The sequence below is a fragment of the Citrobacter sp. W9 genome (assembly GCF_026719375.1).
Taxonomy (GTDB): domain Bacteria; phylum Pseudomonadota; class Gammaproteobacteria; order Enterobacterales; family Enterobacteriaceae; genus Citrobacter; species Citrobacter werkmanii.
On the sequence record NZ_JAPPTE010000014.1, the window covers coordinates 36,918 to 62,367 of the forward strand.

The 25,450-nt window shown below is 53.3% G+C and carries 25 protein-coding genes and 5 tRNA genes; 14 read left to right on the plus strand and 16 right to left on the minus strand.

What is annotated here, in order from left to right; genetic code table 11:
• The first annotated feature begins 103 nt into the window (after positions 1 to 103).
• From OOJ59_RS18550 to emrB, 5 genes are all read left to right on the plus strand, one after another.
• Entirely contained in the window at positions 104 to 841 is a 738-nt protein-coding gene (locus OOJ59_RS18550) for an AzlC family ABC transporter permease (protein WP_069324583.1), read from the plus strand.
• Entirely contained in the window at positions 831 to 1,166 is a 336-nt protein-coding gene (gene ygaH, locus OOJ59_RS18555; RefSeq protein ID WP_042313111.1) for an L-valine transporter subunit YgaH, read from the plus strand. Before OOJ59_RS18550 ends, ygaH begins: the two co-directional genes overlap by 11 nt.
• A 90-nt stretch (positions 1,167 to 1,256) precedes the next feature.
• Complete coding sequence (gene emrR, locus OOJ59_RS18560; RefSeq protein WP_042313109.1) at positions 1,257 to 1,787, plus strand: multidrug efflux transporter EmrAB transcriptional repressor EmrR; 531 nt, start codon at positions 1,257 to 1,259, stop codon at positions 1,785 to 1,787.
• Positions 1,788 to 1,914: 127 nt separating this feature from the next.
• Positions 1,915 to 3,087 (plus strand): multidrug efflux MFS transporter periplasmic adaptor subunit EmrA, encoded by a 1,173-nt coding sequence (gene emrA, locus OOJ59_RS18565; RefSeq protein ID WP_085048879.1) that lies wholly within the window; start codon positions 1,915 to 1,917, stop codon positions 3,085 to 3,087.
• 16 nt (positions 3,088 to 3,103) lie between these two features.
• The gene (gene emrB, locus OOJ59_RS18570) at positions 3,104 to 4,642 is read left to right on the plus strand and encodes a multidrug efflux MFS transporter permease subunit EmrB (RefSeq protein ID WP_069324580.1); all 1,539 of its coding nucleotides are present in this window, start codon (positions 3,104 to 3,106) and stop codon (positions 4,640 to 4,642) included.
• A gap of 101 nt (positions 4,643 to 4,743) precedes the next feature.
• Here the strand turns inward: emrB and luxS are convergent, their stop codons facing one another.
• The 15 genes from luxS to mltB form a co-directional block, all read right to left on the minus strand.
• Positions 4,744 to 5,259: an S-ribosylhomocysteine lyase gene (gene luxS, locus OOJ59_RS18575; protein WP_006687194.1), complete on the minus strand. Its 516-nt coding sequence runs from the start codon at positions 5,257 to 5,259 to the stop codon at positions 4,744 to 4,746.
• Between the two features lie 149 nt (positions 5,260 to 5,408).
• Positions 5,409 to 6,965, minus strand: coding sequence for a glutamate--cysteine ligase (gshA, locus tag OOJ59_RS18580; protein ID WP_110497054.1), 1,557 nt, complete (start codon positions 6,963 to 6,965; stop codon positions 5,409 to 5,411).
• A gap of 77 nt (positions 6,966 to 7,042) precedes the next feature.
• Positions 7,043 to 7,471 carry a YqaA family protein gene (locus tag OOJ59_RS18585; protein WP_038633018.1) on the minus strand — a complete coding sequence of 143 codons (429 nt, stop codon included), beginning with the start codon at positions 7,469 to 7,471 and terminating at the stop codon, positions 7,043 to 7,045.
• The gene (gene yqaB, locus OOJ59_RS18590) at positions 7,468 to 8,034 is read right to left on the minus strand and encodes a fructose-1-phosphate/6-phosphogluconate phosphatase (RefSeq protein WP_087856222.1); all 567 of its coding nucleotides are present in this window, start codon (positions 8,032 to 8,034) and stop codon (positions 7,468 to 7,470) included. The genes OOJ59_RS18585 and yqaB overlap by 4 nt, the downstream gene beginning before the upstream one ends.
• Before the next feature lie 142 nt (positions 8,035 to 8,176).
• Positions 8,177 to 8,253, minus strand: a tRNA-Arg gene (locus OOJ59_RS18595).
• Positions 8,254 to 8,424: 171 nt separating this feature from the next.
• A tRNA-Arg gene (locus OOJ59_RS18600) sits at positions 8,425 to 8,501 on the minus strand.
• A 60-nt stretch (positions 8,502 to 8,561) separates the two neighbouring features.
• A tRNA-Arg gene (locus OOJ59_RS18605) sits at positions 8,562 to 8,638 on the minus strand.
• 59 nt (positions 8,639 to 8,697) lie between these two features.
• Positions 8,698 to 8,774 (minus strand) — tRNA-Arg (locus OOJ59_RS18610).
• A 3-nt stretch (positions 8,775 to 8,777) separates the two neighbouring features.
• Positions 8,778 to 8,870 (minus strand) — tRNA-Ser (locus OOJ59_RS18615).
• Between the two features lie 336 nt (positions 8,871 to 9,206).
• Complete coding sequence (gene csrA / locus OOJ59_RS18620) at positions 9,207 to 9,392, minus strand: carbon storage regulator CsrA (RefSeq protein WP_000906486.1); 186 nt, start codon at positions 9,390 to 9,392, stop codon at positions 9,207 to 9,209.
• A gap of 238 nt (positions 9,393 to 9,630) precedes the next feature.
• Positions 9,631 to 12,258 carry an alanine--tRNA ligase gene (gene alaS / locus OOJ59_RS18625; RefSeq protein WP_061382320.1) on the minus strand — a complete coding sequence of 876 codons (2,628 nt, stop codon included), beginning with the start codon at positions 12,256 to 12,258 and terminating at the stop codon, positions 9,631 to 9,633.
• Between the two features lie 127 nt (positions 12,259 to 12,385).
• Positions 12,386 to 12,886 (minus strand): recombination regulator RecX, encoded by a 501-nt coding sequence (gene recX, locus OOJ59_RS18630; RefSeq protein WP_085048877.1) that lies wholly within the window; start codon positions 12,884 to 12,886, stop codon positions 12,386 to 12,388.
• A gap of 72 nt (positions 12,887 to 12,958) precedes the next feature.
• Entirely contained in the window at positions 12,959 to 14,023 is a 1,065-nt protein-coding gene (gene recA / locus OOJ59_RS18635) for a recombinase RecA (protein ID WP_042310549.1), read from the minus strand.
• Between the two features lie 92 nt (positions 14,024 to 14,115).
• On the minus strand, positions 14,116 to 14,613 hold the full coding sequence (gene pncC, locus OOJ59_RS18640) for a nicotinamide-nucleotide amidase (protein WP_003037333.1): 498 nt from the start codon (positions 14,611 to 14,613) through the stop codon (positions 14,116 to 14,118).
• Positions 14,614 to 14,806: 193 nt separating this feature from the next.
• On the minus strand, positions 14,807 to 15,886 hold the full coding sequence (gene mltB, locus OOJ59_RS18645; protein WP_038633043.1) for a lytic murein transglycosylase B: 1,080 nt from the start codon (positions 15,884 to 15,886) through the stop codon (positions 14,807 to 14,809).
• A 265-nt stretch (positions 15,887 to 16,151) separates the two neighbouring features.
• Here mltB and srlA point away from each other — a divergent pair, with 265 nt between their 5' ends.
• The 7 genes from srlA to gutQ all read left to right on the plus strand — a co-directional run bounded on the left by srlA (position 16,152) and on the right by gutQ (position 21,120).
• Positions 16,152 to 16,715 (plus strand): PTS glucitol/sorbitol transporter subunit IIC, encoded by a 564-nt coding sequence (gene srlA / locus OOJ59_RS18650; protein ID WP_003825953.1) that lies wholly within the window; start codon positions 16,152 to 16,154, stop codon positions 16,713 to 16,715.
• On the plus strand, positions 16,712 to 17,683 hold the full coding sequence (gene srlE, locus OOJ59_RS18655) for a PTS glucitol/sorbitol transporter subunit IIB (RefSeq protein WP_085048874.1): 972 nt from the start codon (positions 16,712 to 16,714) through the stop codon (positions 17,681 to 17,683). The genes srlA and srlE overlap by 4 nt, the downstream gene beginning before the upstream one ends.
• 13 nt (positions 17,684 to 17,696) lie before the next feature.
• A complete protein-coding gene (srlB, locus tag OOJ59_RS18660) occupies positions 17,697 to 18,059 on the plus strand; it encodes a PTS glucitol/sorbitol transporter subunit IIA (RefSeq protein WP_160956238.1) in 363 nt (120 codons plus the stop codon).
• Positions 18,060 to 18,076: 17 nt separating this feature from the next.
• On the plus strand, positions 18,077 to 18,856 hold the full coding sequence (gene srlD, locus OOJ59_RS18665; protein ID WP_006687183.1) for a sorbitol-6-phosphate dehydrogenase: 780 nt from the start codon (positions 18,077 to 18,079) through the stop codon (positions 18,854 to 18,856).
• Positions 18,857 to 18,957: 101 nt separating this feature from the next.
• The gene (gene gutM, locus OOJ59_RS18670; protein WP_160956239.1) at positions 18,958 to 19,317 is read left to right on the plus strand and encodes a transcriptional regulator GutM; all 360 of its coding nucleotides are present in this window, start codon (positions 18,958 to 18,960) and stop codon (positions 19,315 to 19,317) included.
• A gap of 71 nt (positions 19,318 to 19,388) precedes the next feature.
• The gene (srlR, locus tag OOJ59_RS18675; protein ID WP_006687181.1) at positions 19,389 to 20,162 is read left to right on the plus strand and encodes a glucitol operon DNA-binding transcriptional repressor SrlR; all 774 of its coding nucleotides are present in this window, start codon (positions 19,389 to 19,391) and stop codon (positions 20,160 to 20,162) included.
• Complete coding sequence (gene gutQ, locus OOJ59_RS18680; protein ID WP_038633059.1) at positions 20,155 to 21,120, plus strand: arabinose-5-phosphate isomerase GutQ; 966 nt, start codon at positions 20,155 to 20,157, stop codon at positions 21,118 to 21,120. The genes srlR and gutQ overlap by 8 nt, the downstream gene beginning before the upstream one ends.
• Here gutQ and norR read toward each other — a convergent pair.
• Entirely contained in the window at positions 21,117 to 22,634 is a 1,518-nt protein-coding gene (gene norR / locus OOJ59_RS18685) for a nitric oxide reductase transcriptional regulator NorR (protein WP_038633062.1), read from the minus strand. The two genes, gutQ and norR, sit on opposite strands and share 4 nt — an antisense overlap.
• Positions 22,635 to 22,821: 187 nt before the next feature.
• Between norR and norV the strand changes: the two genes are divergently transcribed.
• Positions 22,822 to 24,270 carry an anaerobic nitric oxide reductase flavorubredoxin gene (gene norV, locus OOJ59_RS18690; RefSeq protein WP_110497046.1) on the plus strand — a complete coding sequence of 483 codons (1,449 nt, stop codon included), beginning with the start codon at positions 22,822 to 22,824 and terminating at the stop codon, positions 24,268 to 24,270.
• Positions 24,267 to 25,400, plus strand: a complete 1,134-nt coding sequence (gene norW / locus OOJ59_RS18695; protein ID WP_069324571.1) for an NADH:flavorubredoxin reductase NorW — start codon at positions 24,267 to 24,269, stop codon at positions 25,398 to 25,400. The genes norV and norW overlap by 4 nt, the downstream gene beginning before the upstream one ends.
• Positions 25,401 to 25,450: the final 50 nt, after the last annotated feature.

Consider the following 25,450-nt stretch of genomic DNA (forward strand, 5'->3'; position numbering starts at 1 on the left):
CGCTGATTGGGCTCCTCAGGGTGTTAAGGAGCCCATCAGTCTGCTAAGGTTATAACTCATTGAACCAAGTTATATTAATTTCGGTAATGAAACCTATAACCCTATGGAAAGCCCTATACCCCAGTCCGGATCCCGTTCGGCGACGTTAACGGAAGGATTCAAAGACAGTCTGCCGATAGTTATCAGCTATATTCCGGTCGCTTTTGCATTTGGTCTAAATGCTACTCGCCTTGGCTTTACGCCGGTCGAAAGCGTCTTTTTCTCCTGCATTATCTATGCGGGAGCCAGCCAGTTTGTCATTACCACCATGCTTGCCGCAGGCAGTTCTCTGTGGGTCGCCGCACTGACCGTTATGGCTATGGATATCCGCCATGTTTTATACGGTCCCTCCCTGCGCAGTCGCATCACACAGCGCCTGAACAAACCCAAAAGCGCGCTGTGGGCCTTTGGCCTCACCGATGAAGTCTTTGCCGCCGCAACGGCTAAACTGGTCCGGGATAATCGGCGCTGGAGTGAAAACTGGATGATTGGCATTGCGCTATGTTCCTGGGCTTCCTGGGTATTCGGCACAGTGATCGGCGCGTTTTCCGGTAGTGGTTTACTCAAAGATTATCCCGCGGTTGAAGCGGCACTGGGCTTCATGCTTCCGGCGCTATTTATGAGTTTCCTGCTCGCCTCTTTCCAGCGTCAACAGGCGCTCTGCGTGACTGCCGCACTGGCAGGCGCGCTGGCCGGGGTAATACTCTTTTCTATCCCTGCTGCCATCCTTTTGGGCATCATCTGTGGATGCCTGACCGCGCTGCTCCAGTCATTTTGGCAGGGAGGACCTGATGAGCTATGAAGTTTTACTGCTCGGCCTGCTGGTCGGCTGCGTGAATTATTGCTTTCGCTATTTACCGCTTCGTCTTGGGGTAGGGAATGTTCGCCCGACAAGACGCGGTGCGACGGGCATATTACTTGACACCATTGGCATTGCATCAATTTGCGCCCTGTTGGTGGTGTCTACCGCGCCAGAAGTGATGCACGATGCTCGTCGGTTCGTGCCTACGCTGGTGGGGTTTGTCATACTGGGCGCAAGCTTCTATAAGACCCGCAGCATCATCATTCCGACCTTACTGAGTGCTCTGGGCTACGGATTAGCCTGGAAAATGCTGGTTGGCTTATAGACAAAAACAATCATTTTAAATAAATAATACATTTACTTTATTTGTCACTGTCGTTACTATATCGGCTGAAATTAATGAGGTTATACCCAAATGGATAGTTCGTTTACGCCCATTGAACAAATGCTAAAATTTCGCGCCAGCCGCTACGAAGAGTTCCCTTATCAGGAAGTGCTTCTGACTCGTCTTTGCATGCACATGCAGGGCAAGCTGCTGGAAAATCGCAATAAAATGCTGAAAGCTCAAGGGATTAACGAGACATTGTTTATGGCGTTGATTACGCTGGAGTCTCAGGAAAACCACAGTATTCAGCCTTCTGAACTGAGTTGCGCGCTCGGCTCGTCACGGACTAACGCTACCCGCATTGCGGATGAGTTAGAAAAACGTGGCTGGATTGAACGTCGCGAAAGCGATAACGATCGCCGCTGTCTGCATCTGCAATTGACCGAAAAAGGCCATGCTTTTTTGCAAGAGGTGTTACCACCTCAGCACAACTGCCTGCATCAACTCTGGTCATCTCTTAGCACCACCGAAAAAGATCAGCTTGAGCAAATCACCCGTAAACTTCTGACCCGTCTTGACCAGATGGAGCAGGATGGCACGGTATTAGAAGCGCTGCGCTAACGCGCCGACTCGCTCAGAAATCCAGATTTATAAATGAAAACCGACAGGCCAGCACGCATACTGCTGGCCTTTCTGATGAACAGGTCGGCTCAGCCGATGTGAAAAAAATAAGATCGTGGAGAACAACATGAGCGCAAATGCGGAGACTCAAACCCCGCAGCAACCGGTTAAGAAGAATGGCAAACGTAAAAGTATGCTGCTCCTTCTGACCTTGCTCTTTATTATCATTGCCGTGGCATATGGGATTTATTGGTTTTTAGTACTACGTCATTACGAAGATACTGACGATGCGTACGTGGCAGGGAACCAGGTTCAGATCATGGCGCAGGTATCAGGCAGCGTGACGAAAGTCTGGGCTGATAACACTGACTTTGTTAAACAAGGCGATGTGCTGGTTACTCTCGATCAGACGGATGCTAAGCAGGCATTCGAAAAAGCCAAAACGGCATTGGCTTCCAGCGTGCGCCAGACGCACCAACTGATGATCAACAGTAAGCAGTTACAGGCTAGCATTGAAGTGCAGAGAACCGCGCTGGCGCAGGCACAAAGCGACTTTAATCGCCGCGTCCCGCTGGGCAACGCCAACCTGATTGGCCGCGAAGAGCTGCAACATGCGCGAGATGCCGTTGCCAGCGCTCAGGCGCAGCTTGATGTCGCTATCCAGCAATATAATGCTAACCAGGCAATGATTCTCGGCAGCAAGCTGGAAGATCAGCCCGCCGTACAACAGGCCGCCACCGAAGTGCGCAACGCCTGGCTGGCGCTGGAACGTACCAGAATCGTCAGTCCAATGACCGGCTATGTTTCCCGTCGTGCCGTACAGCCTGGCGCGCAAATCAGCCCAACCACGCCGCTGATGGCAGTTGTTCCGGCCACCAACCTGTGGGTCGATGCTAACTTTAAAGAAACGCAGCTAGCGCACATGCGTATCGGCCAGCCTGCGACGGTTATCAGTGATATTTACGGCGATGACGTGAAATACACCGGTAAAATTGTTGGCCTTGATATGGGTACGGGCAGCGCCTTCTCCCTGCTGCCTGCGCAAAACGCAACCGGTAACTGGATCAAAGTCGTCCAGCGTCTGCCGGTACGTATCGAACTGGATGCGCAGCAGCTGGCGCAACATCCGTTGCGGATCGGTTTGTCCACGCTGGTTACGGTAGATACCTCCAATCGTGACGGACAGATTCTGGCAAGCCAGGTCCGCACCACGCCGGTATCAGAAAGTAATGCACGTGAAATCAACCTTGCTCCGGTCAATAAAATGATCGAAGAGATCGTGCGGGCCAACGCGGGCTAATTCAAAGGTGCGTGTGATGCAACAGCAAAAACCGCTGGAAGGCGCGCAGCTCGTCATTATGACGATCGCGCTGTCTCTGGCGACATTCATGCAGGTGCTGGACTCCACCATTGCTAACGTGGCGATCCCTACTATCGCCGGGAACCTGGGCTCTTCGCTGAGCCAGGGAACCTGGGTGATCACCTCATTCGGGGTGGCGAACGCTATCTCAATTCCAATCACCGGTTGGTTGGCAAAGCGCTTTGGCGAAGTAAGGCTATTCATGTGGTCAACGACTGCCTTCGTCATTGCGTCATGGGCATGCGGGATGTCCACCAGCCTGAACATGCTGATTTTCTTCCGCGTGGTACAAGGGATTGTCGCCGGTCCACTAATTCCGCTTTCGCAAAGCCTGCTGCTGAATAATTATCCTCCCGCCAAGCGTTCCATTGCCCTCGCGCTGTGGTCGATGACGGTGATTGTCGCCCCAATATGCGGCCCTATTCTTGGGGGCTATATCAGCGACAACTATCACTGGGGTTGGATATTCTTCATCAACGTGCCAATCGGCGCGGCGGTGGTATTGATGACTCTGCAAACTCTACGCGGGCGAGAAACCAAAACCGAGCAGCGACGCATTGACGCCATTGGTTTGGCATTGCTGGTCATTGGTATCGGTAGCTTGCAGATTATGCTCGACCGCGGCAAAGAGCTGGACTGGTTTGCCTCACAGGAGATTATCATCCTGACGGTGGTCGCCGTTGTCGCTATCAGCTTCCTGATCGTCTGGGAGCTTACCGACGAGCACCCGATTGTCGATCTCTCGCTGTTTAAGTCGCGAAACTTTACCATCGGCTGCTTGTGTATCAGTCTGGCCTATATGCTCTACTTCGGCGCAATCGTCCTGCTGCCGCAGCTATTGCAGGAGGTTTACGGATATACGGCAACCTGGGCCGGTCTGGCCTCCGCCCCGGTTGGGGTGATCCCGGTGATCCTGTCGCCGATAATCGGTCGCTTCGCGCATAAGCTGGATATGCGTCGTCTGGTCACGTTCAGTTTTATTATGTACGCCGTCTGTTTCTACTGGCGCGCGTGGACGTTCGAACCGGGTATGGATTTTGGCGCATCGGCCTGGCCGCAGTTTATTCAGGGATTCGCGGTAGCCTGCTTCTTTATGCCGCTGACGACCATTACGCTGTCCGGTTTACCGCCTGAACGCCTGGCGGCGGCGTCCAGCTTGTCTAACTTTACGCGAACGCTGGCAGGTTCTATCGGAACCTCCATCACCACGACAATGTGGACTAACCGTGAGTCGCTACACCATGCGCAGTTAACGGAGTCCGTTAACCCCTACAACCCAAATGCACAGGCTATGTATAACCAACTGCAGGGATTAGGGATGAGCAAGGAGCAAGCCTCTGGCTGGCTGGCCCAACAGATAACCAATCAAGGGCTGATCATTTCCGCCAACGAAATCTTCTGGATGTCAGCGGGGATCTTCCTGGTGCTGCTTGGTCTTGTCTGGTTCGCTAAACCGCCGTTTGGCGCAGGCGGCGGCGCGGGCGGCGCACATTGATCAAAAAAGCCAGTTCATCTGAACTGGCTTTTTTATACCGGCTGGCGCCTATTATTTGTCGACCAGATGAGAAGCGTGAGCTTCACCATCCAGCATGACAACTAAATATGCAGTTCCTGCAGCTTCTCTTTCGGCAGTGCCAGCTCTTCATTGCTGTTCACACGAACATCGTGCTCAAGGATATGACGGGCAATGTCCTGCGCTTCACTGAGAGAGTGCATCTGATACGTGCCGCACTGGTAAATGTTCAGTTCTGGGATCTGGTTTTGATCCTGCACTTTCAGTACGTCAGCCATCGCCGCTTTCCACGCGTCGGCAACACGCTGCTCGTCCGGCGTGCCAATCAGGCTCATGTAGAAGCCGGTGCGGCATCCCATCGGAGAGATATCGATAATCTCAACGCCGTTACCGTTGAGATGGTTACGCATAAAACCTGCAAACAGGTGTTCCAGCGTATGGATACCTTTCTCAGGCATCACTTCTTTGTTCGGAATGCAGAAACGCAGATCAAACACGGTGATTGCGTCGCCATGCGGGGTGTTCATCGTTTTTGCAACCCGGACCGCGGGAGCTTCCATCCGGGTGTGATCGACAGTAAAACTATCTAACAACGGCATTTAGCCACCTCCGATAAATTTTTTAAAAATAATCTGAACTCTTTGTTCCGGGGCGAGTCTGAGTATATGAAAGACGCGCATTTGTTATCATCATCCCTGTTTTCAGAGATGAAATTTTGGCCACTCCCGAGTGGCCTTTTTCTTTTGTATCAAGCGTGCTTTTCCAGCCACACGCTAAACGGCTCGGTATCAGCCGCTTCGATCTCCTGCTGACGACGCTTTGACGCTTCGGTTTCAGCAATAAACTCTTCTTCCTGCAATATTTCCAACGGCTCTTCGCGCAGAAGGTTTCGGTATGCCTCACCCAACGCTTTGCCCGTACCGCCAATGCCTTCATCAATCATAGACCGTAGGATCCGGGCGGAGAATGTCAGTTCAGGATTATCAAAGCAGGCGACCAACTTGTCGCATACCTTTTGATACTCCTCTCCCCCGTGGATGCTGTCCAGCGTTTGTGCTACGCGTTTCAGGTCGCGGAACAAATCTTTACCCACTTCAGGCAGTGGGAACTGCGCTGTCTCACAGCCAATGCCTAAGGTCAGGCCAGGCTTACGCCCTTCCAGAATAACGCGATTCCAGTTAGTACGCGTACATAACAGCTCATCGCTACTCATTTCCGGCGCATCGGCCAATGCGCACCAGACCATAAACAGATCGAGGAAGCGCACCTGTTGCTCGTCTACGCCGATTGGTGAGAACGGGTTAATATCCAGTGAACGTACTTCGATGTACTCAATACCGCCACGCAGAAGCGCGTCAGAAGGCGTTTCACCACGACGAGTGACGCGTTTCGGACGGATAGGCGCATACAGTTCATTTTCAATCTGCAAAACGTTGCTGTTAATTTGCAGACGCTTACCGTCCTTCTCCAGACCGATCGCCGCGTACTCCTCGGAAGGGGTTTTAATCGCGCGCTTTAATCCTGCCACATACTCATGCAAATCGTTAAACGTAATTCCGAGATTGCTTTGCGACTTATTGGTATAGCCCAAATCGCTCAAACGCAGCGACGTCGCGTACGGCAGGTAATACATCCCACAGTCGGTTTTTTCAAACGGCAGGGTGGTCGGTTTTCCTTGCAGGAAGGAGGAACAAATGGCCGGAGAAGCGCCAAACAGATACGGGATGACCCAGCCAAAACGGTAATAGTTACGGATCAGACGGAAATAACCCGCAGAGATCTTCTCTTTAGCATCTTCACCGTCCGTTACGCCGCATTTCGCCTGCCAGAAAGCCATCGGCAGCGAGAAGTTGTAATGTACGCCGGAGATGGTCTGCATCAACGCGCCATAACGGTTTTTGAGGCCTTCGCGATAAAGCGTTTTCAAACGACCGGTATTCGACGTACCGTACTGCGCCAGCTCAATATCCTGACCGTCGGCAATATAGCAAGGCATGCTCAACGGCCACATACGCTCGTCGCCCAGGTTTCTGGCGGTATAACGATGCAGGTCGCGCATGAACGTCAGCATTTTATGAATATCGTCGCCAGGTGGAGTAATAAACTCCAGCAGCGCTTCGGCAAAGTCCGTGGTTATCCACTTATGTGTTAGCGCTGAGCCTAACACCTCAGGATGGCCTGTCGTCGCCAATGACCCATCAGCATTGACGCGCAGCGTTTCACGCTCCAGCCCACGTTGAATCCCCTTTAACGCCTGAGGATGGTTTTCCAGCCAGGCCAGCGCCTGTGATACGTTCGGGATCAAATTGACCTCCCGCCTGTCAAAATCGTTTTAATTAGCATAATGGTATTGGTTACCCTGAAGGCTATCTCACAACACAATTAGTGCCACCACATAATGCCTTGCGTCGTAACCGCTGCGACAACAACATAGCGCAACGCCTTGCCAAGGCATAAGAAAAAGAGAACTGGGCCCCACGAGATGCGCATCCATCCAGCTAACAGGCACAGTAAATCACCCACAACCGGCATCCAGCTTAATAATAGTGTGACAGCGCCATAGCGCCGCAGCCAGCCAGTGGCTTTCTCTTGCCAGCGCGATGTTTTACGCAATGGAAAGAAACGCCCAAGGATAACGTTAGTTAACCCTCCAAGGCTATTACCCATTGTTGCTGTTAAGACTAAGACCCAGGGATGACTTACCCCAGAAATCAGCAAAGCAACCAGAACAACTTCAGAATTGCCGGGTAATAGCGTGGCGCTGAGAAAACTGCTGGCAAACAGTGACAGGAGCGATAGTCCATCACTCACAATAACCGAACATCCACGGCGTCCATCCCCGCTGCGCTCGCCGCCTGCAGTCCAAAATCGGCATCTTCAAACACGACGCAGCGCGCCGGAACAACCCCCATTCGCTCAGCACAAAGCAAGAACGTATCAGGAGCAGGCTTATGGCGTTGTACGTGATCGGCGGCTACCACAGCATCAAAATAGCGACGCAGACCAAGGTGAGCGAGCAGAGCCTCTGCAATTGCGCTTTCACTCCCCGTCCCTACCGACATAGGACGGCGGCCATACCAGGCTTTCACCACTTCAACCAACGGTAAAGGCTGGACGCTATCCAGCAGCATGCTTTTTACCTTGTCCGTTTTTTCTCGTGCCAAAACATGGGGGTCAAGATCGGCATGATTCAATTCAATCACCGCCTGGGCAATACGCCACGTTGGAGAGCCGTTGAGGGCAACCATGGCTTGTTCATCAAACCGTAGCCCATAATGGCCCAATACCTCATGCCACGCCTTACGGTGCGTAGGTTCGGTATCCAGGATGGTGCCATCCATATCAAAAATCAAACCCGCATAACGTTCGTACATCGTCTTCTCACAAGCCGAATGACCAGACGTTATTTTATCGTAATTGATTGATTTTGTCGCTGACAGCGAATTGAGGGATGTTCAGGGAGTATGTGGAAATGATTCATGAGGGGGAAAGTGCTGGCGATTATCTCGGAGAAGATGGTGCATCCGGGAGGATTCGAACCTCCGACCGCTCGGTTCGTAGCCGAGTACTCTATCCAGCTGAGCTACGGATGCATCGGGAATTGCTGATTACTACTGATACGGCAAAGAAGATGGTGCATCCGGGAGGATTACTCGGCTGCGCCTCGCCCTGCGGGCCGTTGCTGAAGCAACGTTATCCTCCCTGGTGCTGGCGATTATCTCGCAGACCATGCAACAACAGTTTCGCTGTTATTCAGGAGAAGATGGTGCATCCGGGAGGATTCGAACCTCCGACCGCTCGGTTCGTAGCCGAGTACTCTATCCAGCTGAGCTACGGATGCATCGGAAAACTTGCTTTACTGCCGATATTGATATCGTAATAAACGATATCAAGTAAGAGATGGTGCATCCGGGAGGATTCGAACCTCCGACCGCTCGGTTCGTAGCCGAGTACTCTATCCAGCTGAGCTACGGATGCATCGGGAAACTTACTTTACTGCAGATTTGATGTCGCTGCTAAAGCGCTATCAAGTAATATGGTGCATCCGGGAGGATTCGAACCTCCGACCGCTCGGTTCGTAGCCGAGTACTCTATCCAGCTGAGCTACGGATGCAAATGGCGGTGAGGCGGGGATTCGAACCCCGGATGCAGCTTTTGACCGCATACTCCCTTAGCAGGGGAGCGCCTTCAGCCTCTCGGCCACCTCACCAACACGCCTCTTACGAGTGCTTCGAAGAACTTGTTTCTGCTCATCGTCGCTGCGTGGCGCACATATTACTTTCTGGGACTTATAAGTCAAACAATTTTTCCAGAGCTTTTATCGTTTGCACATTTCACGCGCAATTAGTCTGCAAAAACGGCAAAAAGAGTGTTTTATCAACAGATAAATTGGCAGTTTCCGCAGACAATGAACAAACAGAAAATTCGCCGGGAACGACAATGTGCGTATGGGAAAAGAGAAAATGGGGGGAGTGAAGCAGAAAAGCGAAGAAAGAGGACAACTCAATCAGGTTGCGCCTCACCAGAATGGTGAGACGCGAAAACCTTAATAACTGGACTGCTGGGATTTTTCAGCCTGGATACGCTGGTAGATCTCTTCACGATGGACAGAAACTTCTTTCGGGGCGTTTACGCCAATGCGTACCTGGTTGCCCTTCACCCCTAAAACTGTCACGGTGACCTCATCGCCTATCATGAGGGTCTCACCAACTCGACGAGTCAGAATCAGCATTCTTTGCTCCTTGAAAGATTAAAAGAGTCGGGTCTCTCTGTATCCCGGCATTATCCATCATATAACGCCAAAAAGTAAGCGATGACAAACACCTAAGTGTAAGCAGTCACGGCATCACATTCTGTTAAACCTAAGTTTAGCCGATATACACAACTTCAACCTGACTTTATCGTTGTCGATAGCGTTGATGCAAACGCTGCGGATTGAAGCCCGCAGCGTCGACTTACGCTTATAATTATTACAGTTTTGCGCTGACCCAGCCTTTCACACTGGCTAACGCTGCAGGCAGAGCCGCTGCATCCGTACCACCGGCTTGCGCCATGTCCGGACGACCACCACCCTTACCGCCTACCTGCTGAGCGACCATACCAACCAGTTCCCCTGCTTTCACTCGGTCTGTCACATCCTTAGACACACCAGCAATCAGAGAAACCTTACCTTCAACTACCGTTGCCAGAACGATAACAGTAGACCCCAGTTGATTTTTCAGATCATCAACCATGGTACGCAACATTTTCGGCTCAACGTCCGCAAGTTCACTGACCAGCAGCTTCACGCCGTTGATATCAACCGCTTTGCTGGAGAGATTTGCACTCTCCTGCGCCGCAGCCTGTTCCTTCAATTGCTGCAATTCTTTTTCGAGTTGACGCGTACGTTCCAGTACAGAACGCACTTTATCACCGATATTCTGGCTATCGCCTTTCAGCAGCTGCGCGATATCGCTTAAGCGGTCGCTCTCAGCATGCACGGTTTGGATAGCGCCTTCACCGGTTACGGCTTCGATACGACGAACGCCCGCCGCCGTGCCTGACTCAGACACAATGCGGAACAGACCGATATCCCCCGTACGGCTGGCGTGAGTACCGCCACACAGTTCGGTGGAGAAATCGCCCATACTCAGAACGCGCACATGGTCATCATATTTCTCGCCAAACAGCGCCATTGCGCCTTTGGCTTTCGCCGCTTCCAGATCCATGATGTTCGTTTCAATCGGCAGGTTGCGACGAATTTGCGCATTCACCAGATCTTCAACGGCACGGATTTCAGCAGGCTTCATGGCTTCGGTATGAGAGAAGTCGAAACGCAGCACTTTATCGTTAACCAGCGAGCCTTTCTGTGCCACATGCGTGCCCAATACCTGGCGCAGCGCCGCGTGCATCAGGTGCGTTGCGGAGTGATTCAAGCGGATACGCGCACGACGCGCTTCATCCACATCAGCCTGTACTGCATCGCCTATTTTCAGAGAACCCGCAGACAGTTTGCCGATATGACCAATCGCCTGGCCATATTTTTGCGTGTCACTCACGGCAAACGCAAAGCCCGCACCTTTCAGTTCGCCCTTGTCGCCAACCTGACCACCAGATTCCGCATAGAACGGCGTCTGATCCAGTACAACAACAGCGTCCTGACCGGCGTTAATGGCGTCTACCGCTTTACCATCGACAAACAGCGCAGTCACTTTGCCGTTCAGCTCAAGATGCTCATACCCTTTAAATTCTGAAGCGCCATCAACGCGAATCATCGCATTGTAGTCTGCGCCAAAACCGCTGGCTTCACGCGCACGACGGCGCTGTTCTTCCATTGCGGCTTCAAAGCCCGCCTCGTCAACCTTGATGTTGCGCTCGCGGCAAACGTCTGCCGTCAGGTCAACCGGGAAGCCGTATGTGTCATACAGACGGAAGGCGGTTTCGCCATCCAGCGTATCACCCGTCAGTTTTGCCAGCTCTTCGTCCAGCAGTGCCAGACCACGTTCCAGCGTACGAGCGAACTGTTCTTCTTCGGTTTTCAGAACCTGTTCAACCATTGCCTGTTGACGCTTCAGCTCTTCACCTGCAGACCCCATGACTTCCACCAACGGACCAACCAGCTTGTAGAAGAAGGTATCCTTCGCGCCCAGCATGTTGCCATGACGTACCGCGCGGCGAATGATACGGCGCAGCACATAGCCACGGTTTTCATTCGACGGGACAACGCCATCGGCAATCAGGAATGCACAAGAACGGATATGGTCGGCGATAACGCGCAGCGACTTGTTGCTCAGATCGGTCGCACCAGTAACTTTCGCGACGGATTCAATCAGTGAGCGGAACAGGTCAATTTCATAGTTGGAGTTAACGTGTTGCAGCACGGCCGCAATACGCTCCAGCCCCATACCGGTATCCACGGACGGCTTCGGCAGCGGTTCCATGGTGCCGTCAGCCTGACGGTTGAACTGCATGAAGACGATGTTCCAGATCTCAATGTAGCGATCGCCATCTTCTTCTGCGCTTCCCGGAGGGCCGCCCCAAATGTGGTCGCCGTGGTCGTAGAAAATTTCGGTGCACGGACCGCAAGGACCGGTATCACCCATTTGCCAGAAGTTGTCGGAAGCATAGGCCGCGCCTTTGTTATCACCAATGCGGATGATACGCTCGCGCGGAATACCAACTTCTTTTTCCCAAATTTCATAGGCTTCATCGTCAGTTTCATAGACGGTGACCCACAGACGTTCTTTTGGCAGGGCAAACCAGTTTTCACCGGTCAGCAGTTCCCATGCGAATTGAATGGCGTCGTGTTTGAAATAATCGCCGAAGCTGAAGTTGCCCAGCATTTCGAAGAAGGTATGGTGACGTGCAGTGTAACCGACGTTTTCCAGGTCGTTGTGCTTACCGCCCGCACGTACACAACGCTGCGAGGTGGTTGCGCGGGAATAATTACGCTTGTCGAGGCCAAGGAAAACATCCTTGAACTGGTTCATCCCGGCGTTGGTAAACAACAAAGTAGGGTCATTGTTTGGTACCAGGGAGCTGCTGGCAACTACCTGATGTCCTTTACTATGGAAAAAATCGAGAAACGCCTGACGGATCTCAGCGGTGCTCTTGCTCATAATTATCCTGAAGAAATCAAGCTAACGAAATGTCATTACCAGCATCGGCAGCAAACTGCGCCTCTGGCAATCGAAAAGTGGGAATAAGATAAGTTTTCTTTACTGGGAAGTAAAATCCCGTATGCGCTCAATCGTCAAAATTTCGCCATATTGCCTGAATATCTTCCATCAGATAGCCACGATAGAGCAAAAAACGCTGGACCTTTACCTTATCTGAAAAATCGACTGGTAAAGGTTCACCGTATTTCCTGATTGCCTGCTCGCGCGCAAGCACTGCCCAGTCAATTTCACACTCACGCATGGCGCGCTCAATAGCCTCACGCGAGATTCCTTTCTGGCTGAGTTCCTGCCGCACTCGCGCAGGCCCATAACCTTTGCGGCTACGGCTGGCAATAAACTGCTGAACGAAGCGGTCATCATCCAGATAATGACTTTCAATGCACCAGGCAATGACCTTGTCGTAATCTTCCGGGGAAGCATCAATGTCTTCCGGCCCTTGTTTGCCCATCACCGGCGCGGCCAGCTTCCGCCGTAGTTCCTGCTCGCTGTGATCGCGCATTGCCAGAATACGCACGGCGCGGTCAAGCAGTCGGGAATAAGCGGATCGGCGGGAAGTTGCATCTGTCATAGTGAACCTTCAGAAATGCAAAAGGGCTGCATGATATGCAGCCCTTTACTGTATGCGATGTAAAACAGATTATCAGAAATCTTCGTTCGTTTCTGCTACGTCTGCACCACCGTCATCAACGGAGAAATCTGGCGTTGAATCCTGGTTATTGAGCAGTAACTCGCGCAATTTCTTCTCAATCTCTTTTGCGGTTGCCGGGTTTTCTTTCAGCCAGTTGGTCGCATTCGCTTTACCCTGACCGATTTTCTCACCGTTATAGCTGTACCATGCACCGGCTTTTTCAATCAGCTTCTCTTTCACGCCCAGGTCAACCAGTTCACCATAGAAGTTGATACCTTCACCGTACAGAATCTGGAATTCAGCCTGTTTAAACGGCGCGGCGATTTTGTTTTTCACGACCTTAACGCGGGTTTCGCTACCAACCACGTTGTCGCCCTCTTTCACTGCGCCAATACGGCGAATGTCCAGGCGCACGGAGGCATAGAATTTCAGCGCGTTACCACCGGTAGTGGTTTCCGGGTTACCGAACATAACGCCAATTTTCATACGGATCTGGTTGATGAAAATCAGCAGCGTGTTGGACTGCTTCAGGTTACCGGCCAGCTTACGCATCGCCTGGCTCATCATACGCGCCGCAAGACCCATGTGAGAGTCGCCAATCTCGCCTTCGATTTCCGCTTTCGGCGTCAGCGCCGCCACGGAGTCGACAACGATAACGTCAACCGCACCGGAACGCGCCAGCGCATCACAGATTTCCAGCGCTTGTTCACCGGTATCCGGCTGGGAACACAGCAGGTTGTCGATATCAACGCCAAGCTTACGGGCATAGACGGGATCCAGCGCGTGTTCCGCATCAATGAACGCACAGGTTTTACCTTCGCGCTGAGCGGCGGCAATAACCTGCAGCGTCAGCGTCGTTTTACCGGAAGATTCAGGCCCGTAGATTTCGACGATACGGCCCATTGGCAAACCGCCCGCGCCTAATGCGATGTCCAGAGAAAGCGAACCGGTGGAGATGGTTTCCACATCCATGGAACGGTCTTCACCCAGGCGCATGATGGAGCCTTTACCGAATTGCTTTTCGATCTGACCCAGCGCTGCCGCCAACGCTTTCTGTTTGTTTTCGTCGATAGCCATTAATTACTCCTGTCATGCCGCTTTCGGGGTAAACCGCGAAACGTGAAAGATAATGTTCTGTTGAGGCAATTATACTGTATGCTCATACAGTATCAAGTATTTTGTAGAAATTGTTGCCACAGGGTTTGTAACGCATAGGCAGTCGCCTGCCGACGTACCGCATCGCGATCGCCGCTGAAACATTCCCGGCGGGTAATCCCCTCACCGCTTGCGCTGGCAAAGGCAAACCATACCGTACCCACAGGCTTTTCCTCACTGCCGCCATCCGGCCCCGCAATACCGCTGATCGAGACCGCGAAATGCGCGCGGGCCGCTTTTAGCGCGCCAATCGCCATTTCCACGACGACAGGCTCACTCACCGCGCCATGCTGGGCCAGCGTCTCTTCGCGCACGCCAATCATCTGCGCTTTGGCTTCATTGCTGTAGGTCACGAACCCGCGTTCAAACCAGGCGGAACTGCCGGCAATATCCGTAATGGCTTTGGCCACCCAACCGCCGGTGCAGGATTCCGCCGTCGTAACGGTCGCCCCGCGCGCTTTCAGCGCCAGGCCAACCTGCTCGCTTAACTGCATCAGTTCACTGTCGGTCATTTCAGCCTCTGTCAGTTAAAAAAATATGCCGCACAAGATAGCACTTTCACAACCAATGTGGGGATGGGGAGAACGTTTTACGAGGGGGATTCCAAAAATTGATCCGTTGCAAAATAAGACCCGCCGGATGGCGATGTCAGAGCATCTTATCCGGCCTACAAGCAATATCTTATCTGTAGGCCGGTTGGAGCGATTACTGTACGCGCGCCAGCGCTACCGCCTGACCCAATTGCCACACCGCCATCGCGTAGTGGGTACTGTGGTTGTAGCGGGTGATGGTGTAGAAGTTTGGCAGCCCGTACCAGTACTGATAACCGGTGCCAATATCCAGGCGCAGCAGGCTGGCCTGCTGATGATTCCCCAACGACTGCTGCGGCGTCAGCCCCGCGGCGGCAAGCTGTGAAATGCTGTACTGGGTTTTAAAGCCGTTCGCCAGCCCAGGCGCCTGACCATTCGCCGGCACCGCGACCGTATCGCCTTTCACCCAGCCGTGGCCTTTGAAGTAGTTCGCCACGCTACCGATGGCGTCAACCGGATCCCACAGATTAATGTGCCCATCGCCATTGAAATCGACCGCATATTCTTTATAGGAAGACGGCATAAACTGGCCGTAGCCCATCGCACCGGCGAAGGAACCTTTCAAATCGAGCGGATCATCACTTTCATCTCGCGCCATCAACAGGAAAGTTTCCAGTTCGCCAGAGAAGTATTCCGCACGACGAGGATAATTAAAGGACAGCGTCGCCAGCGCATCCAGAATTCGCGTTTTGCCCATCACGCGGCCCCAGCGCGTCTCTACGCCAATAATACCGACGATGATTTCCGGTGGTACGCCGTAGACCTGCCACGCACGGTTCAGGGCATCTTCATATTGATTCCAGAAGGCCACGCCGTTTTGCACGTTGTCCGGCGTGATGAACTGCTTGCGATAACGCAGCCACGCGCCGTTAGGTCCGGCTGGAGGTTGAGTCGTCGGCGCCTGACGGTCCATCAAACGCAATACCGAGTCCAGCCGCTTGGCCTGCGACAGGATCTCCTGCAACTGCTGGCGGTCAAAGCCATGCTTGTTCACCATCTTCTCGATGAACTGTTGCGCGTTCGGGTTATTGGCAAAATCGCCGCCCGTTAGCATGACATTGTGCTGTGGCTCAAGCAGGAAACCGCCGGATGGCGTACCCGTAGTCGTTTGAGTCTCTGAAGGTTTAGGTTTGCTGCTACAGGCAGCAAGCAATACGAAAAGGGGAAGTAACGCTACATAACGACGCTTGAACATGAGACATCCATTAAACAAATTCAGCCTGGGAGAAGTATGGTAAAGCATCCTCAGCCATACAAGGAAGCAGTAGTCGCTCTGCTTCACAGAATTTCCCCCCTCTTGCACTTCCGACCGTCATATTTGCGAGCGCTTACGCAACAACTTTCAAAATAAAATATTTACCTTTCATTTTGAGATCAAAATAACACTTTTAAATCTTTCGATCTGATTAAAATTAGTTTCCGTTTGGCAAGATAACTAAAAAACCCTACAGGAGAGAATAATGATCGACACCATCACACTCGGTGCTGAGTGGTTTATCGGGCTGTTCCAGAAAGGCGGAGAGGTGTTTACCGGCATGGTGACCGGTATTCTTCCCCTGCTGATTAGCCTGCTGGTCATCATGAATGCGCTGATTAACTTTATCGGCCAGCAGCGTATTGAACGTTTTGCTCAGCGCTGCGCCGGAAACCCACTGTCCCGCTATCTGCTGCTGCCGTGCATCGGCACATTTGTGTTTTGTAATCCGATGACGCTAAGCCTGGGCCGCTTTATGCCAGAAAAGTACAAGCCCAGCTACTACGCTGCGGCCTCTTATAGCTGCCATTCCATGAATGGCTTATTCCCGCACATCAACCCCGGCGAGCTGTTTGTCTATCTCGGTATCGCCAGCGGCCTGACGACGCTGGGCCTTCCGCTTGGCCCGCTGGCGGTGAGCTATTTGCTGGTCGGGCTGGTCACCAACTTCTTCCGCGGCTGGGTAACCGATTTCACCACCGCCATTTTCGAGAAAAAAATGGGCATTCAACTTGAGCAGAAAGTTCATCTGGCGGGAGCAACATCATGACGCGTATTCGTATTGAAAAAGGCACCGGCGGCTGGGGCGGCCCGCTTGAACTGGATGCCGTACCGGGCAAGAAAATTGTCTATATCACTGCCGGGACTCGCCCTGCAATTGTCGACACGCTGGCGAATCTGACCGGTTGGCAGGCCGTTGATGGTTTCAAAGAGGGCGAACCGCCGGAGAGTGAAATTGGCGTGGCGATCATCGACTGCGGCGGCACGCTGCGCTGTGGGATCTATCCCAAACGTCGCATACCCACGGTAAATATTCACGCCACGGGGAAATCCGGTCCACTGGCCCAGTACATTGTCGAAGATATCTATGTCTCTGGCGTGAAAGAAGAAAACATTACCGTTGTCGGTGAAGCATCCATTGCGCCGCAACCTGCAAGCAGCACTATCGGTCGCGATTACGACGCCAGTAAAAAGATTACTGAACAAAGCGATGGTCTGTTGGCAAAAGTCGGGATGGGCATGGGGTCAGCCGTTGCTGTCCTGTTCCAGGCCGGTCGCGACACTATTGATACCGTTCTGAAAACCATTCTGCCATTTATGGCGTTCGTCTCGGCGCTGATCGGCATCATCATGGCTTCTGGTCTGGGAGACTGGATAGCCCATGGACTCGCACCGCTCGCCAGCCACCCGCTGGGACTGGTGACGCTGGCGCTGATTTGCTCTTTCCCGCTGCTGTCGCCTTTCCTCGGCCCTGGTGCGGTCATCGCCCAGGTTATCGGGGTGCTGATCGGCGTACAGATTGGCCTGGGGAACATCCCTCCCCATCTGGCGCTACCGGCCTTGTTTGCCATTAATGCGCAAGCCGCATGCGACTTTATTCCCGTGGGGTTATCGCTGGCCGAAGCGCGTCAGGACACGGTCCGCGTCGGCGTGCCATCCGTCCTGGTAAGCCGCTTCCTGACCGGCGCGCCTACCGTTCTCATCGCCTGGTTTGTATCCGGCTTTATTTACCAATAAGAGGCACTCAAAAATGACCGTGATTTATCAAACCACCATCACCCGCATCGGCCAAAGCGCCCCGGACGCACTCTGCGACCAGATGTTAATTACCTTTCGTGAAGGCGCGCCAGCGGATATTGAAGAGTTTTGCTTCATCCATTGCCACGGCGCTCTGAACGGATCTTTGCACGCCGGGATCCAGTTTGAACTGGGCCAACATCACTACCCGGTCACCGCCGTTGGCAGCGTGGCGGAACAAAACTTACGTGAACTGGGGCATATCACCCTACGTTTTGACGGACTCAGCGAAGCGGAATTCCCTGGCACCGTACATGTGGCGGGCCCTGTACCGGACGATATCGCGCCGGGCTGTATTTTGAAGTTTGTTGCTTAAGATTGAAGGAGAAAAAGATGAATCAGGTTGCCGTTGTCATTGGTGGAGGCCAGACCCTGGGAGCGTTCCTTTGCCGTGGGCTTGCGACAGAAGGATACCGCGTCGCGGTGGTGGATATTCAAAGCGATAAAGCCGCCAACGTCGCGCAGGAGATTAACGCCGAGTTTGGCGCAGGCACAGCGTACGGTTTTGGCGCTGATGCCACCAGCGAACAGAGCGTGCTGGCACTATCACGCGGAGTGGATGAAATATTTGGTCGCGTCGACCTGCTGGTTTACAGCGCGGGTATCGCTAAAGCCGCGTTCATCAGCGACTTTCAGCTTGGGGATTTCGACCGCTCGCTGCAGGTGAATCTGGTCGGTTACTTCCTCTGCGCCCGTGAATTCTCGCGCCTGATGATCCGCGATGGCGTTCAGGGACGCATTATCCAGATCAACTCCAAATCAGGGAAAGTAGGCAGTAAACACAATTCGGGCTACAGCGCGGCAAAATTTGGCGGCGTGGGTTTAACCCAATCGCTGGCGCTGGATCTGGCGGAATACGGGATTACCGTCCATTCGCTGATGCTCGGCAACCTGTTGAAATCACCGATGTTCCAGTCATTATTACCGCAGTACGCTACCAAACTGGGCCTTAAGCCGGATGAAGTAGAGCAGTATTACATTGATAAGGTTCCGCTCAAACGCGGCTGCGATTATCAGGACGTGCTGAACATGCTGCTGTTTTATGCCAGTTCGAAAGCCTCTTACTGCACCGGACAATCGATTAACGTCACCGGCGGTCAGGTGATGTTCTAAGAGGTATGACTGCCCGGTGGCGCTGTGCTTACCGGGCCTACGAATATTATGTAGGCCGGATTAGGCGCAGCCGTCATCCGGCAAAATCAAAGGAGCGCATTATGGTTTCCGCACTGATTACCGTCGCCGCCATCGCCTGGTGCCTGCAACTGGCGCTTGGTGGCTGGCAAATATCCCGCTTTAACCGCGCGTTCGATAAACTTTGTCAGCGGGGTCGGGTGGGCGTGGGTCGTTCCGGCGGACGGTTTAAACCGCGCGTGGTCGTCGCCATCGCGCTTGATGAGCAACAGCGGGTTACCGATACGTTATTTATGAAAGGTCTTACCGTATTCGCCAGCCCCGGCAAAATTGCCACCATAATGGGCAAACATCTTGATGATTTACAGCCTGATGTGATCTTTCCCCATGATCCGTTAGCGCAGAATGCACTATCATTGGCGCTTAAACTGAAACATGGGTAATTTCGTTGTGAATGCTAATAGCTTGCGAAATTATCATTTTGCAACCTAAATAAGTCAGGGTAATCACGCCTATGAAACCTCGTCAGCGTCAGGCTGCCATTCTGGAGCACCTGCAAAAGCAGGGAAAATGCTCGGTTGAAGAACTGGCCCACTACTTTGACACGACCGGCACAACCATTCGCAAAGACCTGGTCATTCTGGAAAATGCTGGAACCGTCATTCGTACCTATGGCGGCGTAGTGTTGAACAAAGATGAATCTGACCCGCCCATCGATCACAAAACCCTAATTAACACGCATAAAAAAGAGCAGATCGCTGAAGCCGCCGTCCGTTATATCCATGATGGCGACTCCATCATTCTGGATGCGGGCAGCACCGTATTGCAGATGGTGCCGATGCTTACCCGCTTTAGCAACATCACCGTCATGACCAACAGTCTGCACATTGTTAATGCCCTTTCGGAGCTGGACAACGAGCAAACCATCCTGATGCCTGGCGGGACCTTTCGCAAAAAATCTGCGTCATTTCACGGTCAACTGGCAGAAAACGCCTTTGAGCAATTCAGCTTTGATAAACTCTTCATGGGGACCGACGGTATTGACCTCAATGCCGGCGTGACCACCTTTAATGAGGTCTTTAGCGTCAGTAAAGCGATGTGCAATGCCGCTCGCGAAGTGATTCTGATGGCTGACTCCTCAAAATTTGGGCGTAAAAGCCCTAATGTTGTGTGCAGTCTGGAAAGCGTTGACAAGCTGATTACCGATGCAGGTATAGACCCTGCATTTCGTCAGGCGCTGGAAGCAAAAGGGATTGAAGTAATCATAACCGGAGAAACCAATGAGTGATGCACTACTGAACGCGGGCCGTCAGACGTTAATGCTGGAACTGCAGGAAGCCAGTCGACTGCCGGAGCGACTGGGCGATGATTTTGTCCGCGCCGCCAATACTATCATCCACTGTGAAGGCAAAGTCATTGTCTCCGGGATTGGCAAATCAGGCCATATTGGCAAAAAAATTGCTGCGACCCTCGCCAGTACCGGCACCCCTGCCTTTTTTGTGCATCCGGCGGAAGCGCTGCATGGCGACTTAGGCATGATTGAAAGCCGCGACGTGATGCTGTTTATCTCTTACTCCGGCGGCGCGAAAGAGCTGGATCTCATCATTCCGCGCCTGGAAGACAAATCCGTCGCCCTGCTGGCCATGACCGGAAAACCAACCTCGCCGCTGGGCCTGGCGGCCAAAGCCGTGCTGGATATTTCTGTTGAACGTGAAGCCTGCCCAATGCGCCTGGCGCCGACCTCCAGCACCGTCAACACGCTGATGATGGGCGACGCGCTGGCAATCGCCGTGATGCAGGCGCGCGGCTTTAACGAAGAAGATTTTGCCCGCTCGCATCCGGCCGGCGCGCTGGGCGCTCGTCTGTTAAATAAAGTGCATCACCTGATGCGCCGTGACGATGCCATTCCGCAGGTAACGCTGACCACCAGCGTCATGGACGCGATGCTGGAACTCAGCCGCACGGGTCTTGGTCTGGTGGCTGTCTGTGATGACGCGTCACTGGTGAAAGGCGTCTTCACTGACGGCGACCTGCGCCGCTGGCTGGTTGGCGGCGGCGCGCTCACCACGCAGGTTAGCGAAGCAATGACCCATAATGGCATTACGCTGCAGGCACAGAGCCGCGCGATTGACGCCAAAGAGATCCTGATGAAACGCAAAATCACTGCCGCACCGGTGGTAGATGAAAACGGGAAACTCACCGGCGCTATCAACCTGCAGGATTTCTATCAGGCCGGTATTATCTAATCCTTCAGCCCCAGGCGTTTCGCCAGCCGGTGCAGGTTGGCGACGTCTGTTTCCAGCGCCCGCGCGCTTGCCGCCCAATTGTGATTATTTTGCGCCAAGGCCCGGCGGATCATCTCTCGCTGAAATGACTCCGTTGCCTCACGCAAATTGTGATGCTGCGGGATCTCTGCCACGACGTCCGGCTGCGGTACAGGGCTTTCATCCTGCAAGGCAAAATGCTGTGCCTCCAGCACCACTTCATCCCCTGCCCGGGTGGCCCTTGCCAGCACAACCGCCCGGTGAATGGCATGTTCCAGCTCGCGCACGTTTCCGGGCCAGCCGTAATTCAGCAGATGATTACGCGCGCCGGGGCTTAACACAACGCGGGAAAGTCCCAGCCGCAGCCGACATTGCTCGCAAAAATAGCCTGCCAGCAGCACTACATCTTCGCCGCGCTCACGCAGTGGCGGCACGGAAAGGGGAAAAACGCTCAGGCGATGAAACAGATCCGCGCGAAAATTCCCCGCCAGCACCTCTTCGCGTAAATCACGATTGGTCGCCGCCAGTACGCGCACGTCAACGCGCAGGCTGCGATCGTCCCCTACGCGCTGAATATCGCCATACTGCAATACGCGCAGCAGCTTGGCCTGCAGCGCCAGCGAGAGTTCGCCGATCTCGTCGAGAAACAGCGTGCCGTTATCCGCCATTTCAAACTTACCGCTACGATTACTGATAGCCCCGGTAAAAGCCCCTTTTACGTGACCAAAAAGTTCACTTTCCGCCACGCTTTCGGGCAACGCCGCGCAGTTGAGATACACCAGCGGATTCACCGCACGCGGCGAACCTTCATGAATCGCTTTGGCTACCAACTCCTTCCCGGTCCCGGTTTCGCCGCTGATCAGTACGTTGAGATCGGACCCTGCCACAATCTCAATCTCTTTTTTCAACTGCATCATATTGGGCGACAGGCCAATCATCTGGGTTTCCGTCACCTGCTCGAAAGCCGTCGACGAACCCGGCAGCATATTCTGGCTTTCCAGTTGTTCAATCAGCAACGCATTACTCAGCGCCCCCGCAGCCAGAGCGGCAATTAGCCTAAGCTCTTCATCGCTGAAGACATCGAACTGATCGGGCTCCATGCCATCCAGCGTTAACGCGCCAATCAGACTTTGTCCGGCAAACAGCGGCAACCCGATGCAGGCATGCACTTTCAGGCTCTCCTGACCCGGGATTAACCCGTCATAAGGATCGGGCAGATCGCTGTCGGCAGGAAAACGTACCACGTCCCCGGCGCGGGCAATCGCCTCCAGCCGCGGATGTCCCTCCAGCGTGAAGCGACGGCCGAGGACATCCTGCGCCAGGCCATCGATAGCCAGCGGGATAAACTGTCGCGACTCGTAGCGCAGCAGTGCCGATGCGTCGCACTCCAGCACCTGGCGCAAGGTCGTGATCAGGCGCTGAAAACGGTCCTGATGACCGATACCGCTTTGTAATTCAATGGCGATACCCGCCAGCACATCTACTGAAAAGCTCATGGCAACCTCATTGTCATTTTGACAATTCATATTGTCATATTGACAATAAAATAAACAGTCATTTTGACTACCACTTTATAGGCAATAAATAATAAATCATTAAAAATCAAACAATTAAAAAGTTGGCACACAACCTGCAATTAACAAAATATCTTTTTAGAAAAACGCTGAATTAATTGAGGTTGCTATGTCTATTCTGGTTAAAAATAATATTCATTGGGTTGGCCAACGTGACTGGGAAGTACGTGATTTCCACGGGACTGAATACAAAACGCTGCGCGGTAGCAGCTACAACAGCTATCTCATCCGTGAAGAAAAAAACGTGCTGATCGATACAGTAGACCATAAGTTTAGCCGTGAATTCGTGCAGAACCTGCGCAGTGAAATTGACCTCGCGGATATCGACTACATCATCATTAACCACGCGGAAGAAGATCACGCTGGTGCGCTGACCGAACTGATGTCCTGCATCCCGGACACGCCAATTTACTGCACCGCTAACGCGATTGATTCCATCACCGGCCACCACCATCATCCGGAGTGGAACTTCAACGTGGTGAAAACCGGTGATTCTCTGGACATCGGCAACGGCAAACAACTGATCTTTGTTGAAACGCCGATGCTGCACTGGCCTGACAGCATGATGACCTACATGACCGGCGATGCGGTACTGTTCAGTAACGATGCCTTCGGCCAGCATTACTGCGACGAACGTCTGTTCAATGATGAAGTTGACCAGACCGAACTGTTCGAACAATGCCAACGCTACTACGCCAACATCCTGACCCCGTTCAGCCGTCTGGTGACGCCGAAAATCACTGAGATCCTCGGCTTCAACCTGCCGGTCGATATGATTGCCACCTCCCACGGTGTGGTATGGCGCGACAACCCAACGCAGATCGTTGAGCTATACCTGAAATGGGCGGCCGATTATCAGGAAGACCGCATCACCATCTTCTACGACACCATGTCCAACAACACCCGCATGATGGCGGACGCCATTGCCCAGGGCATCAATGAAGTTGACCCGAACGTGGCGGTGAAAATCTTTAACGTCGCCCGTAGCGACAAAAACGACGTCCTGACCAACGTCTTCCGTTCTAAAGGCGTACTGGTCGGTACTTCCACCATGAACAACGTGATGATGCCGAAAATCGCCGGACTGGTGGAAGAGATGACCGGCCTGCGTTTTCGTAACAAACGCGCCAGCGCCTTTGGTTCTCACGGCTGGAGCGGCGGCGCAGTTGACCGCCTGTCCACCCGTTTACAAGATGCCGGTTTTGAAATGTCGCTTAGCCTGAAGGCGAAATGGCGTCCGGATCTGGATGCGCTGGAACTGTGTCGTCAGCACGGTCGTGAAATTGCACGTCAGTGGGCGCTTGCTCCGCTACCGGAAACGACCGTCAAAGCGGCAACCAAAGAAGAAGAGTGCGCTTGTGCCGCTGCGGCTGCGGCTGACCTCGGCCCAAGCATGCAGTGCAGCGTGTGCCAGTGGATTTACGATCCAGCAAAAGGCGAACCGTTGCAGGATGTCGCGCCAGGTACCCCATGGAGCGATGTGCCGGATAACTTCCTGTGCCCGGAATGTTCATTAGGTAAAGACGTCTTCGACGTACTGGCAACGGAGGCAAAATGAGCCACGGAATTGTCATTATTGGTTCGGGCTTCGCCGCCCGCCAGTTAGTCAAAAATATCCGTAAACAGGATGCAACTGTTCCGTTGACCCTGATTGCCGCTGACAGCATGGATGAGTACAACAAGCCCGATCTCAGCCACGTTATCAGTCAGGCACAGCGTGCAGACGACCTCACCCGCCAGTCGGCGGGGGAGTTTGCCGAACAGTTTAATTTGCGCCTGTTCCCCTACACCTGGGTGACCGACATCGACACCGATGCCCACATCGTGAAAAGTCAGGACCAACAGTGGCAGTACGACAAGCTGGTGCTGGCGACGGGGGCTTCAGCCTTTGTGCCTCCAGTTACCGGACGTGAGTTAATGCTCACATTGAACAGCCAGCAAGAATACCGCGCCTGTGAAACGCAACTGCGTGATGCCCAGCGGGTACTCATTGTCGGCGGCGGTCTGATTGGCAGTGAGCTGGCGATGGATTTTTGTCGTGCCGGTAAAGCGGTAACGCTTATCGACAATGCCGCCAGCATTCTGGCCTCGCTGATGCCACCGGAAGTCAGCAGTCGCTTACAGCATCGTCTGACCGATATGGGTGTGCATCTGCTGCTGAAATCACAGCTTCAGGGTCTGGAAAAAACTGAATCGGGTATTCGCGCCACGCTCGATCGTAGTCGCCGCGTAGAAGTCGATGCGGTGATCGCCGCCACCGGTCTGCGCCCGGAAACGGCGCTGGCGCGTCGTGCCGGATTGAGCATTAATCGTGGCGTCTGCGTCGACAGCTATCTGCAAACCAGCCACCCGGACATTTATGCCCTCGGCGACTGTGCGGAAATTAACGGTCAGGTGCTGCCGTTCCTGCAGCCGATTCAACTGAGCGCCATGTATCTGGCGAAAAACCTGCTCGGCGGCAATGCTCCGCTGAAGCTACCTGCCATGCTGGTAAAAGTTAAAACGCCGGAACTGCCATTGCATCTGGCGGGGGAAACCCAGCGGCGCGATCTGAACTGGCATATTGCCGCGGAAGCGCAAGGTATGGTGGCCAGAGGAATGAACGACGAAGGCCAGCTATGTGCGTTTGTGGTCAGTGAAGACCGGATGAAAGAGGCCTTTGCGCTGCTGAAAACATTGCCCTTGTAAGTCTGTGGTGCCGGATGGCGCCGCGCCTTATCCGGCAATGCTGCTACTGA